The sequence below is a fragment of the Pseudomonas sp. FEN genome (assembly GCF_904067045.1).
GTDB lineage: Bacteria > Pseudomonadota > Gammaproteobacteria > Pseudomonadales > Pseudomonadaceae > Aquipseudomonas.
In genome coordinates this window covers 203,397-216,668 of the sequence record NZ_CAJFDC010000001.1, presented here as the reverse complement: position 1 = coordinate 216,668, position 13,272 = coordinate 203,397, and the positions used below count along the sequence as shown (strand labels likewise).

Below are 13,272 nucleotides of genomic sequence, written 5' to 3'. Positions count from 1 at the left end.
TCGTCTGGAATCTATCCGATAGCCGCCTAAAGTGGAATATGTTCCAACTCATCTGTGCTGCGAGGATAAAAACAATGAACGACAGCATTTACCTCTCGATCCAGAACAGCCCCCGCTTCAAGGAGCTGGTCAGGAAACGGGAACGATTCGCCTGGATACTCTCGGCGATCATGCTTGGGCTTTACTCGGCTTTCATTTTGCTGATCGCCTATGGACCGCAGCTGCTGGGCGCCAAGCTCAGTCCCGGCTCTTCCATTACTTGGGGCATCCCGTTGGGTGTCGGATTGATCGTCTCGGCGTTCGTCCTGACGGCCATCTATGTGCGTCGCGCCAATGGCGAGTTCGACGACCTGAACAACGAGATTCTCAAGGAGGCCCAGCAATGATCCGGCGTCTATTGGCAGTATTGGCTGGCTCGGCCTTCGCGCCCCTGGTCCTGGCGGCTGACGCCCTGACCGGCGAAGTGCACAAGCAACCTCTCAATGTGTCGGCCATCGCGATGTTCGTGGTGTTTGTCGGTGCGACCCTGTGCATCACCTACTGGGCTTCCAAGCGCAACAAGTCGGCCGCCGACTACTATGCGGCGGGCGGCAAGATCACCGGTTTGCAGAACGGTCTGGCGATTGCCGGCGACTACATGTCGGCGGCGTCTTTCCTGGGGATTTCCGCGCTGGTCTATGCTTCGGGCTACGACGGTCTAATCTACTCCATCGGTTTCCTGGTGGGCTGGCCGATCATTCTGTTCCTGATCGCCGAGCGCCTGCGCAACCTGGGCAAGTACACTTTTGCCGACGTGGCGTCCTATCGCCTCGGGCAAACCCAGATCCGCTCGCTGTCGGCTTGCGGTTCGCTGGTGGTGGTGTCCTTCTACCTGATTGCCCAGATGGTCGGTGCCGGCAAGTTGATCCAGCTGCTGTTCGGCCTGGACTACTATGTGGCGGTGATCCTGGTGGGCATCCTGATGTGCCTCTATGTGCTGTTCGGCGGCATGCTGGCCACCACCTGGGTGCAGATCATCAAGGCGGTGCTGTTGCTGTCCGGTGCCTCGTTCATGGCGCTGATGGTGATGAAGCACGTCAACTTCGACTTCAATACGCTGTTTTCCGAAGCGATCAAGGTTCACCCCAAGGGTGAGGCGATCATGAGCCCGGGCGGCTTGGTGAAGGATCCGGTCTCGGCCTTCTCGCTGGGTCTGGCGCTGATGTTCGGTACCGCCGGCCTGCCACACATCCTGATGCGCTTCTTCACCGTGAGTGATGCGAAGGAAGCGCGCAAGAGCGTGTTGTATGCCACGGGGTTCATCGGTTACTTCTACATCCTGACCTTCATCATCGGTTTTGGCGCGATCCTGCTGGTCAGCACCAATCCGGCGTTCAAGGATGCGGCGGGGGCATTGCTGGGCGGTAACAACATGGCGGCGGTGCACCTGGCCAACGCGGTGGGCGGCAACATCTTCCTCGGCTTTATCTCGGCGGTAGCCTTTGCCACCATTCTCGCGGTGGTGGCCGGTCTGACCCTGGCCGGTGCCTCGGCGGTGTCCCATGACCTGTATGCCAGCGTGATCAAGAAGGGCAAGGCCAACGAAAAGGATGAGATCCGCGTTTCGAAGATCACCACCATCGCCCTCGGCGCGCTGGCGATCGTCCTGGGTATCCTGTTCGAAAGCCAGAACATTGCGTTCATGGTCGGCCTGGCGTTCTCGATTGCCGCCAGTTGCAACTTCCCGGTGTTGCTGCTTTCCATGTACTGGAAGAAGCTGACCACCCGTGGCGCGATGATCGGTGGCTGGATGGGCCTGGTCAGTGCGGTAGGCCTGATGGTTCTGGGGCCAACCATCTGGGTGCAGATCATGCATCACGAGAAAGCCATTTTCCCGTATGAGTACCCGGCGTTGTTCTCGATGGCCATTGCGTTCGTCGGGATCTGGTTCTTCTCGATCACCGACAAGTCGACGGCGGGCGCGAATGAACGGGCGCTGTTCTTCCCGCAGTTCGTGCGTTCGCAGACTGGTCTGGGGGCGAGTGGGGCGGTGTCGCACTAAGGCTTGTATCGACGCTTGTATATAAGCTGTGTTGAAACGAAATGCCCCGGTCGAGAGACCGGGGCATTTTTGTTGGGCTGTCACTGCGGTGGCTTGCTGACGATGAGACTCGTTGAGTCTTGTGTTGTCTGTCAGGGCCTCTGCGCGGGCAAGCCCTGCTCCTACAGGTCCTGTGTCGTACGCAGGTCAGGTGATCGACGCGAAACCTGTAGGAGCAGGGCTTGCCCGCGAAGGCGTCCTGATGGGCGGCGCAGGGGCCAGCAGGGCGCCACAAACAGAAACGGCCTCTATCAAGAGGCCGTTTCCGCTGCAGCTGGAACACTATTGCAAGGCGGGTCTTATTTGCGGTCTTCCAGCTTGGTGATGTCACGCGACTCATAGCCGGTGTACAACTGGCGCGGACGGCCGATCTTGTACGGGCTGGAGAGCATTTCCTTCCAGTGGGAGATCCAGCCCACGGTCCGCGCCAGGGCGAAGATCACGGTGAACATGCTGGTTGGAATGCCGATCGCCTTGAGGATGATCCCCGAGTAGAAGTCGACGTTCGGGTACAGCGAGCGCTCGATGAAGTACGGATCGGTCAGGGCGATCTCTTCGAGACGCATGGCCAGCTCCAACTGCGGGTCGTTATTGATACCCAGTTCCCTGAGTACTTCGTCGCAGGTCTGCTTCATCACGGTGGCGCGTGGGTCGCGGTTCTTGTAGACCCGGTGACCGAAGCCCATCAGTTTGAACGGATCGTTCTTGTCCTTGGCCTTGGCGATGAACTTGTCGATGTTCGAAACATCGCCGATTTCATCGAGCATGGTCAGCACTGCTTCGTTGGCACCGCCGTGGGCAGGGCCCCAGAGCGCGGCGATACCGGCGGCGATACAGGCGAACGGGTTGGCACCCGAGGAGCCCGCCAGACGCACGGTGGAGGTCGAGGCGTTCTGCTCGTGGTCGGCATGGAGGATGAAGATCCGGTCCATGGCCTTGGCGAGTACCGGGCTGATCGGTTTGATCTCGCACGGGGTGTTGAACATCATGTGCAGGAAGTTTTCCGCATACGACAGGTCGTTGCGTGGGTACATCATGGGCTGGCCCATGGAGTACTTGTACACCATCGCCGCCAGGGTCGGCATCTTGGCGACCAGACGAATGGCGGAAATCTCGCGGTGCTGGGCGTTATTGATGTCCAGCGAGTCGTGGTAAAACGCCGACAGGGCGCCAACCACGCCGCACATGACGGCCATCGGGTGGGCGTCGCGACGGAAGCCGTTGAAGAAGGTCTTCAACTGCTCGTGCACCATGGTGTGGTTCTTCACGGTGCTGACGAACTGGGCCTTCTGCTCGACCGTCGGCAGTTCGCCGTTGAGCAGCAGGTAGCAGGTTTCCAGGTAGTCCGATTTCTCGGCGAGTTGCTCGATCGGGTAGCCGCGATGCAGCAGGATGCCGTTATCGCCGTCAATATAGGTGATCTTCGACTCGCAGGAAGCGGTCGACATGAAGCCTGGGTCGAATGTGAACCGGCCCGTGGCCGTCAGGCCCCGCACGTCGATTACATCGGGACCAACGGTGCCGGTTAAAATGGGCAGCTCGACGGGGGCTGCGCCCTCGATGATCAACTGCGCTTTTTTGTCAGCCATGTGGCCTCCTATTTATGCTTGAAATCATCAGACAGGCCCCCCACGCAGGGCCCGCACCACTATAGTGAGATAAATTCGAATGTCAATTTGCCAAAAGTCTTGTCGTAGGCGGCTTTGGGCAGTGCTTTTCCTCGAAAATGACGGCTATTTACGCCTTTTATCCGACTAGCGCAATGCGCTATTAGGGGTAGTCCTTTGCGTTGTCATTAGTAGCCTAACTGTCTATACTCGGCAGCCGACCGCCAGGGGCTTTTGGGCCTGTTTTACTGGGGGGCGTCACTCCCTGGGTGGTGGGTACCTGACCAGTGCACTTGCCCAACAACTTTGCCCTGATCGTTAGGGCTCATCAGTGAAAAAAAAGCCGTGAAAAGCCAACGACCTGTAAACCTAGACCTAAGGACCATCAAACTCCCAGTCACTGCTTACACGTCCATTCTTCACCGTATTTCCGGTGTCATCCTCTTTGTCAGCCTGGCCATCATGCTCTACGCATTGGACAAGTCGCTGAGCTCCGAGGAAGGCTTCGGTCAGGTGAAAGCGTGTCTGACCAGTCCGCTAGCCAAGCTAGTGATTTGGGGCATCCTGTCCGCCTTGCTGTATCACCTGGTTGCCGGTGTGCGCCATCTGATCATGGACATGGGCATCGGTGAAACGCTGGAAGGCGGCAAGCTGGGCTCGAAAATCGTTATCGCCGTTTCCGTGGTGATCATCGTGCTGGCAGGAGTCTGGATATGGTAACCAACGTCACAAACCTATCGCGTTCGGGCCTCTATGACTGGATGGCACAGCGCGTGTCGGCGGTCGTTCTCGCGGCTTACTTCATTTTCCTGATCGGATATGTCATCGCGAACCCGGGCATGGGCTATGCCCAGTGGCACGGGCTGTTCGCCCACAACGGGATGCGCATCTTCAGTCTGCTGGCCATGGTGGCCCTGGGCGCTCACGCCTGGGTCGGCATGTGGACCATTTCGACCGACTACCTGACGCAAATGGCGCTGGGCAAGTCGGCGACGGCAGTGCGTTTCCTTTTCCAGGCAGTGTGCGGCGTTGCGATGTTCGCGTACTTCGTCTGGGGTGTGCAGATTCTCTGGGGTATCTGATTCATGGCTAACATTCCAACGATTTCTTTCGACGCCATCATTATTGGCGGCGGCGGTGCGGGTATGCGTGCCGCACTGCAACTGGCCCAGGGTGGTCACAAGACCGCCGTGGTCACCAAAGTGTTCCCGACCCGTTCGCACACCGTATCGGCCCAGGGCGGCATCACCTGCGCCATCGCGTCCGCCGATCCGAACGACGACTGGCGCTGGCACATGTACGATACCGTCAAGGGTTCCGACTACATCGGTGACCAGGACGCCATCGAATACATGTGTCAGGAAGGCCCGGCCGCGGTTTTCGAACTGGACCACATGGGTCTGCCGTTCTCCCGCACCGAAACCGGTCGTATCTACCAGCGTCCGTTCGGCGGCCAGTCCAAGGACTTCGGCAAGGGCGGCCAGGCGGCGCGTACCTGCGCGGCTTCCGACCGTACCGGCCACGCCCTGCTGCACACCCTCTATCAGGGCAACCTGAAGGCGGGCACCACCTTCCTGAACGAGTACTACGCGGTTGACCTGGTGAAGAACCAGGATGGCGTGTTCGTCGGTGTGATCGCGATCTGCATCGAAACCGGTGAAACGTCCTATATCCGCGCCAATGCCACCGTACTGGCGACGGGCGGTGCGGGTCGTATCTACTCGTCCACCACCAATGCCCTGATCAACACCGGTGACGGCGTCGGCATGGCCCTGCGTGCTGGCGTGCCGGTGCAGGACATCGAAATGTGGCAGTTCCACCCGACCGGCATCGCCGGCGCCGGTGTACTGGTCACCGAAGGTTGCCGCGGTGAAGGTGGTTACCTGATCAACAAGCATGGCGAGCGTTTCATGGAGCGTTATGCTCCTAACGCGAAAGACCTGGCCGGTCGCGACGTGGTAGCACGTTCGATGGTCAAGGAAATCATCGCCGGCAACGGCTGTGGCCCGAATGGCGACCACGTGCTGCTCAAGCTCGACCACCTCGGCGAGGAAGTGTTGCACAGCCGCCTGCCAGGTATCTGCGAGCTGTCCAAGACCTTCGCCCACGTTGACCCGGTCGTTGCCCCGGTTCCGGTCGTTCCAACCTGCCACTACATGATGGGTGGCGTTCCCACCAACATCCATGGTCAGGCGATCACCCAGGATGCCAACGGCGTCGACACCATCATCCCTGGCCTGTTCGCGGTCGGTGAAGTGGCGTGCGTATCGGTCCACGGTGCCAACCGCCTGGGCGGCAACTCGCTGCTCGACCTGGTGGTTTTCGGCCGCGCGGCCGGCCTGCACCTGGAAAAGGCGCTGTCCGAAGGTGTCGAATACCGCAACGCCAGCGACACCGACATCGATGTAGCCCTGAACCGTCTGGCCAAGCTCAACGAGCGCACCGACGGTGAAGATGTCGCCACCCTGCGTCGCGAGCTGCAAAGCTGCATGCAGAACTACTTCGGTGTATTCCGTACCGGCGAATACATGCAGAAGGGTATCGCCCAGTTGGCTGGCCTGCGCGAGCGTATCGCCAACGTCAAGATCAACGACAAGTCCCAGGCCTTCAATACCGCGCGTATCGAAGCCCTTGAGCTGCAGAACCTGCTGGAAGTGGCCGAGGCCACGGCGATTGCCGCCGAGCATCGCAAAGAGTCCCGCGGCGCTCACGCCCGTGAAGACTTCGAAGAGCGCGACGACGAAAACTGGCTGTGCCATACCCTGTTCTTCCCGGGTGAGAAGCGCGTGACCAAGCGTGCCGTCAACTTCTCGCCGAAGACCGTTCCGACTTTCGAACCAAAAGTCCGGACTTACTAAAGGGTGATCGATATGTTGCAAGTCGAAGTTTATCGTTACAACCCTGACACCGACTCGGCGCCGAAAACCCAGGTTTTCCAGGTCAACACCGGTGGCAAGGACTTGATGGTGCTGGACGTACTGGCCCTGATCAAAGAGCAGGACGAAGGTTTCTCCTATCGTCGCTCCTGCCGTGAAGGCGTGTGCGGTTCCGATGGCATGAATATCAACGGCAAGAACGGCCTGGCGTGCATCACGCCGCTGTCCGCCGTGGTCAAGGGCAACAAGCTGGTGGTGCGTCCGCTGCCTGGTTTGCCGGTGATCCGTGACCTGGTCGTCGATATGAGCATCTTCTACAAGCAGTACGAGAAGGTGAAGCCATTTTTGCAGAACGACACGCCGGCTCCGGCCATCGAGCGTCTGCAATCTCCGGAAGAGCGCGAGAAGCTCGACGGTCTGTACGAGTGCATCCTGTGCGCCTGCTGCTCGACCTCCTGCCCGTCCTTCTGGTGGAACCCCGACAAGTTCCTGGGCCCGGCCGCCCTGCTGCAAGCGTATCGCTTCCTGGCAGACAGCCGCGACACCCAGACCAGCGAGCGCCTGGCTTCGCTGGATGACCCGTTCAGCGTCTTCCGCTGCCGCGGGATCATGAACTGCGTCAACGTCTGTCCGAAAGGCCTGAATCCGACCAAGGCCATCGGTCACATCCGTAACATGCTGCTGCAAAGCGGCGTGTGATTCAGCGGCTGTAACCTGGCTGTTGTAAATCGGCAGTTGTAAATAGTGGCACCGCTGTAACCGTAGAAAGGCCAGGGCCCGGGCTTCAACCCGCGCCCCGGCTATAACCAGAGCAACGGCTCATAAAGCTGTGGCTCTTATTTTTGAAGAAATGAGACCAGCAGGGGCATCCGGGCTGGTACCCGGACTATCAGCGTGATCCCAAGTGGCTTGTTTTGGTCGCTGCATTCGGACTGTTGCAAGCTCGCGCGGTGTTTTCGCCGGTGGTGTCCCCTAACCGAGGGTGACCAAGCATGCAAGAAAGCGTGATGCAGCGCATGTGGAACAGCGGCTATCTTTCAGGTGGTAACGCTGCCTATGTGGAAGAGCTCTACGAGCTCTACCTGCACGACCCTAACGCTGTGCCAGAAGAGTGGCGCACCAAATTTCAGACGTTGCCCGCTGACGGCAACGCTGCCACCGATGTTTCGCACTCGACAATCCGCGATCATTTCGTCTTGCTGGCAAAGAACCAGCGCCGCGCCCAACCGGTTTCCGCCGGCAGCGTGAGCAGTGAGCACGAAAAGAAGCAGGTTGAAGTGCTGCGATTGATCCAGGCCTACAGGATGCGTGGCCACCAAGCAGCCCAGCTCGACCCGCTGGGACTGTGGCAGCGTCCTGCACCCGCAGACCTGTCGATCAATCATTACGGCTTGACCAATGCCGATCTTGATACGACCTTCCGTGCCGGCGACCTGTTCATCGGCAAAGAGGAAGCGAGCCTACGCGAAATTCACGAAGCGTTGCAGCAGACATATTGCCGCACCATCGGCGCCGAGTTCACCCACATCGTCGATTCCGAGCAACGCCACTGGTTCCAGCAGCGTCTGGAAAGCGTGCGCGGCCGTCCGACCTTCTCCGCGGACATCAAGAGCCACCTGCTCGAGCGCGTCACCGCCGCCGAAGGCCTGGAAAAATACCTGGGCACCAAATACCCGGGCACCAAGCGTTTCGGCCTGGAAGGTGGCGAGAGCCTGATTCCGATGCTCGACGAGTTGATCCAGCGTTCCGGTTCCTACGGTACCAAGGAAATCGTCATCGGCATGGCCCACCGTGGTCGCCTGAACGTGTTGGTCAACACCTTCGGCAAGAACCCGCGTGAGCTGTTCGACGAGTTCGAAGGCAAGAAGAAGGTCGAGCTGGGCTCCGGTGACGTGAAATACCACCAGGGCTTCTCGTCCAACGTGATGACCACCGGTGGCGAAGTCCACCTGGCCATGGCGTTCAACCCGTCCCACCTGGAAATTGTTTCCCCGGTGGTCGAAGGTTCGGTACGGGCTCGCCAGGACCGTCGCAACGATGCGACCGGTGACAAGGTGCTGCCGATTTCCCTCCACGGTGACGCGGCGTTCGCCGGTCAAGGCGTGGTCATGGAAACCTTCCAGATGTCGCAGACCCGCGGTTTCAAGACCGGCGGTACCGTGCACATCGTGATCAACAACCAGGTTGGTTTCACCATCAGCAACCCGCTGGACTCGCGTTCCACCGAGTACGCCACCGACGTTGCGAAGATGATCCAGGCGCCGATCCTTCATGTGAATGGCGATGATCCGGAAGCCGTGCTGTTTGTGACCCAGCTGGCCATCGACTACCGCATGCAGTACAAGCGCGATGTGGTGATCGACCTGGTCTGCTACCGTCGTCGTGGCCACAACGAGGCCGACGAGCCTAGCGGCACCCAGCCGCTGATGTATCAGCAGATCACCAAGCAGCGCACCACCCGTGAGCTGTATGCCGAGCGCCTGGTTCAGGCCAAGGTGCTGGATGAAGCGCGCGTTCAGGCGAAAGTCGACGAATACCGCAACGCCCTGGACAACGGTCTGCATGTGGTAAAAAGCCTGGTCAAGGAACCGAACAAGGAGTTGTTCGTCGACTGGCGCCCATACCTGGGTCACGCATGGACCGCACGTCACGACACCCGCTTCGATCTGAAGACCCTGCAGGAACTGTCCGCCAAGCTGCTGGAGATCCCGGAAGGCTTCGTGGTCCAGCGCCAGGTCGCGAAGATCTACGAGGACCGTCAGAAGATGCAAGCCGGCGGCCTGCCGATCAACTGGGGTTATGCCGAAACCATGGCATACGCGACCCTGGCGTTCGAAGGTCACCCGATCCGCATGACCGGCCAGGACATCGGCCGCGGTACGTTCTCGCACCGTCATGCCGTGCTGCACAACCAGAAAGACGCGGGCACCTACATTCCGTTGCAGAACCTGTTCGCCGGTCAGCCACGTTTCGACCTGTATGACTCGTTCCTGTCGGAAGAAGCGGTATTGGCGTTCGAATACGGTTACTCGACCACCACGCCGGAAGCGTTGGTGATCTGGGAAGCCCAGTTCGGCGACTTCGCCAACGGTGCCCAGGTGGTTGTCGACCAGTTCATCACCAGTGGCGAGCACAAGTGGGGTCGTCTGTGCGGTCTGACCATGCTGTTGCCGCATGGTTATGAAGGTCAGGGCCCGGAGCACTCCTCGGCCCGTCTGGAACGCTACCTGCAGCTGTGCGCCGAGCACAACGTCCAGGTTTGCGTGCCGACCACCCCGGCGCAGATCTACCACCTGCTGCGTCGCCAGGTCATCCGTCCGCTGCGCAAGCCGCTGATTGTGCTGACTCCGAAGTCGCTGCTGCGTCACAAACTGGCAATCTCCACGCTGGAAGATCTGGCCGAAGGTTCGTTCCAGACCGTTATCCCGGAAATCGACGTCCAGGACCCGAAAAAGGTCGGTCGTCTGATCCTGTGCAGCGGCAAGGTCTACTACGACCTGCTGGAAAAACGTCGTGCCGAAGGCCGCGATGACATCGCCGTGGTGCGTATCGAGCAACTGTATCCGTTCCCGGAAGACGATCTGATCGAAGTCCTGGCACCGTACAAGAACCTCAAGCACATCGTCTGGTGTCAGGAAGAACCGATGAACCAGGGCGCCTGGTACAGCAGCCAGCATCACATGCGTCGCATCGTCGCCGGTCACAACAAGTCGTTGGTACTTGAGTACGCCGGCCGTGACGCCTCTGCCGCACCGGCGTGTGGCTATGCATCGATGCACGCTGAGCAGCAGGAAAAACTGCTGCAAGATGCCTTTACTGTTTAACGCCTTCGCGCACCTGAAACCGAATTTAAGGAACCACAGATAATGGCTATCGAGATCAAAGCCCCCACTTTCCCGGAATCGGTTGCCGATGGCACCGTTGCCACCTGGCACAAGCAACCGGGCGATGCTGTCAAGCGTGACGAACTGATCGTCGACATCGAAACCGACAAAGTGGTCCTGGAAGTACTGGCTACCGCTGATGGCGTGTTGGGCGCTATCGTCAAGAACGAAGGCGACACCGTTCTGTCCGACGAAGTCCTGGGCTCCATCGTCGAAGGCGGCGCTGCCGCCGCTGCTCCTGCCGCCGCTCCTGCTCCAGCAGTGGCCGCCCAGGCTGCCGCGCCTGCCGCTGCTGGCGAAGACGATCCGGTGGCAGCACCGGCGGCGCGCAAGCTGGCTGAAGAAAATGGCATCAACATCGCTTCCGTTGCCGGTACCGGCAAAGGCGGCCGGGTGACCAAGGAAGACGTGGTGGCTGCTGTTGCCGCCAAGAAAGCCGCGCCAGCCGCCGCACCGGCCAAGGCTGCCGCGCCGGCTGCCGCCGCGCCTGTGTTCGCTGCCGGCGACCGCGTCGAGAAGCGCGTACCGATGACCCGTGTACGGGCCACCGTGGCCAAGCGCCTGGTTGAAGCACAGTCGAACATGGCGATGCTGACCACCTTCAACGAAGTGAACATGAAACCGATCATGGACCTGCGTTCGAAGTACAAGGACCTGTTCGAGAAGACCCACAACGGCGTGCGCCTGGGCTTCATGTCGTTCTTCGTGAAAGCGGCCACCGAAGCGCTGAAACGCTTCCCAGCGGTCAACGCGTCGATCGACGGCGGCGACATCGTCTACCACGGCTACTCCGACGTCGGTGTCGCGGTGTCCAGCGACCGTGGCCTGGTGGTTCCGGTACTGCGTAACGCCGAGCTGATGAGCCTGGCCGAAATCGAAAACGGCATCGCCACTTATGGCAAGAAAGCCCGTGACGGCAAGCTGTCCATCGACGAAATGACCGGCGGTACGTTCACCATCACCAACGGTGGTACATTCGGTTCCCTGCTGTCGACTCCGATCGTCAACCCGCCACAAGCCGCCATCCTGGGCATGCACAACATCAATGAGCGCCCGATGGCGGTCAAGGGTGAAGTGGTGATCCTGCCGATGATGTACCTGGCGCTGTCCTACGATCACCGTCTGATCGACGGCAAGGAAGCGGTGTCTTTCCTGGTGACCATCAAGAACCTGCTGGAAGACCCGGCGCGTCTGCTGCTGGATATCTGATTGCACCCAAGGGGCAGGGCGCTTGCGCCTTGCCCGCTTAAACGATCAGCTTCGTCCCACGACGGTCCCCACGAGGGGCCGTCCGGTTTGATTCGATAAGGAATGACACATGACTCAGAAATTCGACGTGGTAGTGATTGGCGCCGGCCCTGGCGGCTATGTAGCCGCCATCAAGGCAGCGCAACTTGGTCTCAAGACTGCCTGCATCGAGAAGTACCAGGATAAAGAGGGCAAGCTGGCCCTCGGCGGTACTTGCCTGAACGTTGGCTGCATTCCGTCCAAGGCGCTGCTGGACAGCTCCTGGAAGTTCCATGAAGCCACCGAAGGGTTCGCCATCCACGGTATCTCCACCGGTGCCGTGAAAATGGACGTGCCGGCGATGGTGGGTCGCAAGGCCAATATCGTCAAGAACCTGACCGGCGGCGTGGCCATGCTGTTCAAGGCCAATGGCGTGACTTCGATCGAAGGCCACGGCAAGCTGCTGGCTGGCAAGAAAGTCGAAGTGACCAAGCCTGACGGCACGGTTGAAGTGATCGAAGCCGAGAACGTGATCCTGGCTCCAGGTTCGCGTCCGATCGACATTCCACCGGCTCCGGTTGACCAGAAGGTGATCGTCGATTCGACCGGCGCCCTGGAGTTCCAAGCCGTACCGAAGCGCCTGGGCGTGATCGGCGCGGGCGTGATCGGCCTGGAACTGGGTTCCGTCTGGTCGCGTCTGGGCGCTGAAGTGACTGTACTCGAAGCCCTGGACACTTTCCTGATGGCTGCCGACACCGCCATCTCCAAGGAAGCGCTGAAAACCCTGACCAAACAAGGTCTGGACATCAAGCTGGGCGCTCGCGTGACCGGTTCCAAGGTCAACAAGGGCAAGGAAGTGGTGGTGACCTACACCGACTCCGCCGGCGAACAGACCATCACCTTCGACAAACTGATCGTTGCCGTCGGCCGTCGCCCAGTGACCACCGACCTGCTGTCGGCTGATTGCGGCGTGACCCTCGACGAGCGCGGTTTCGTGCATGTTGACGATCATTGCGCCACCACCGTGCCGGGCGTCTACGCCATCGGTGACGTGGTTCGCGGCATGATGCTGGCACACAAGGCCTCGGAAGAGGGCATCATGGTTGTCGAACGCATCAAGGGCCATAAAGCCCAGATGAACTACGACCTGATCCCTTCGGTTATCTACACCCACCCGGAAATTGCATGGGTCGGTAAAACCGAACAGGCTTTGAAAGCCGAAGGCGTTGAAGTTAACATCGGCACTTTCCCGTTCGCCGCCAGTGGCCGTGCCATGGCAGCCAACGATACCGGTGGTTTCGTCAAGGTCATCGCCGATGCCAAGACCGACCGTGTCCTGGGCGTCCACGTAATTGGCCCAAGCGCTGCCGAGCTGGTACAGCAAGGCGCGATCGGTATGGAATTCGGCACCAGCGCCGAGGACATCGGCATGATGGTCTTCTCCCATCCGACCCTGTCCGAAGCGTTGCACGAAGCGGCACTGGCAGTGAATGGCGGCGCCATCCACATTGCCAATAAGAAAAAACGCTAAAGGACTGCGTGAAAACGTAGCGAGCGAAAAAAAGACAAGGCGAAAACAGGTGAGGAAGCACAGTTGA

The 13,272-nt window shown here is 59.8% G+C and carries 10 protein-coding genes; 9 read left to right on the top strand and 1 reads right to left on the bottom strand.

Annotated features, from left to right (window positions below; genetic code table 11):
- Positions 1–74 precede the first annotated feature (74 nt).
- Positions 75–386 carry a DUF485 domain-containing protein gene (locus tag PFEN_RS01040; RefSeq protein WP_191485191.1) on the top strand — a complete coding sequence of 104 codons (312 nt, stop codon included), beginning with the start codon at positions 75–77 and terminating at the stop codon, positions 384–386.
- Entirely contained in the window at positions 383–2,041 is a 1,659-nt protein-coding gene (locus tag PFEN_RS01035) for a cation acetate symporter (protein WP_191485190.1), read from the top strand. The genes PFEN_RS01040 and PFEN_RS01035 overlap by 4 nt, the downstream gene beginning before the upstream one ends.
- A 338-nt stretch (positions 2,042–2,379) precedes the next feature.
- Here the strand turns inward: PFEN_RS01035 and gltA are convergent, their stop codons facing one another.
- Positions 2,380–3,669 carry a citrate synthase gene (gene gltA / locus PFEN_RS01030; RefSeq protein ID WP_191485189.1) on the bottom strand — a complete coding sequence of 430 codons (1,290 nt, stop codon included), beginning with the start codon at positions 3,667–3,669 and terminating at the stop codon, positions 2,380–2,382.
- Positions 3,670–4,032: 363 nt separating this feature from the next.
- Between gltA and sdhC the strand changes: the two genes are divergently transcribed.
- The 7 genes from sdhC to lpdA all read left to right on the top strand — a co-directional run bounded on the left by sdhC (position 4,033) and on the right by lpdA (position 13,205).
- Positions 4,033–4,407, top strand: a complete 375-nt coding sequence (gene sdhC, locus PFEN_RS01025) for a succinate dehydrogenase, cytochrome b556 subunit (protein ID WP_040065285.1) — start codon at positions 4,033–4,035, stop codon at positions 4,405–4,407.
- Complete coding sequence (gene sdhD / locus PFEN_RS01020) at positions 4,401–4,769, top strand: succinate dehydrogenase, hydrophobic membrane anchor protein (RefSeq protein WP_191485188.1); 369 nt, start codon at positions 4,401–4,403, stop codon at positions 4,767–4,769. Before sdhC ends, sdhD begins: the two co-directional genes overlap by 7 nt.
- Before the next feature lie 3 nt (positions 4,770–4,772).
- Positions 4,773–6,545 carry a succinate dehydrogenase flavoprotein subunit gene (gene sdhA / locus PFEN_RS01015; protein WP_191485187.1) on the top strand — a complete coding sequence of 591 codons (1,773 nt, stop codon included), beginning with the start codon at positions 4,773–4,775 and terminating at the stop codon, positions 6,543–6,545.
- A gap of 12 nt (positions 6,546–6,557) precedes the next feature.
- A complete protein-coding gene (locus PFEN_RS01010) occupies positions 6,558–7,262 on the top strand; it encodes a succinate dehydrogenase iron-sulfur subunit (RefSeq protein WP_191485186.1) in 705 nt (234 codons plus the stop codon).
- Between the two features lie 293 nt (positions 7,263–7,555).
- Entirely contained in the window at positions 7,556–10,387 is a 2,832-nt protein-coding gene (locus tag PFEN_RS01005; protein WP_191485185.1) for a 2-oxoglutarate dehydrogenase E1 component, read from the top strand.
- Positions 10,388–10,429: 42 nt separating this feature from the next.
- Positions 10,430–11,656 carry a 2-oxoglutarate dehydrogenase complex dihydrolipoyllysine-residue succinyltransferase gene (gene odhB / locus PFEN_RS01000; protein ID WP_191485184.1) on the top strand — a complete coding sequence of 409 codons (1,227 nt, stop codon included), beginning with the start codon at positions 10,430–10,432 and terminating at the stop codon, positions 11,654–11,656.
- A gap of 109 nt (positions 11,657–11,765) precedes the next feature.
- A complete protein-coding gene (lpdA, locus tag PFEN_RS00995; protein WP_191485183.1) occupies positions 11,766–13,205 on the top strand; it encodes a dihydrolipoyl dehydrogenase in 1,440 nt (479 codons plus the stop codon).
- The last annotated feature ends 67 nt before the right edge of the window (positions 13,206–13,272 follow it).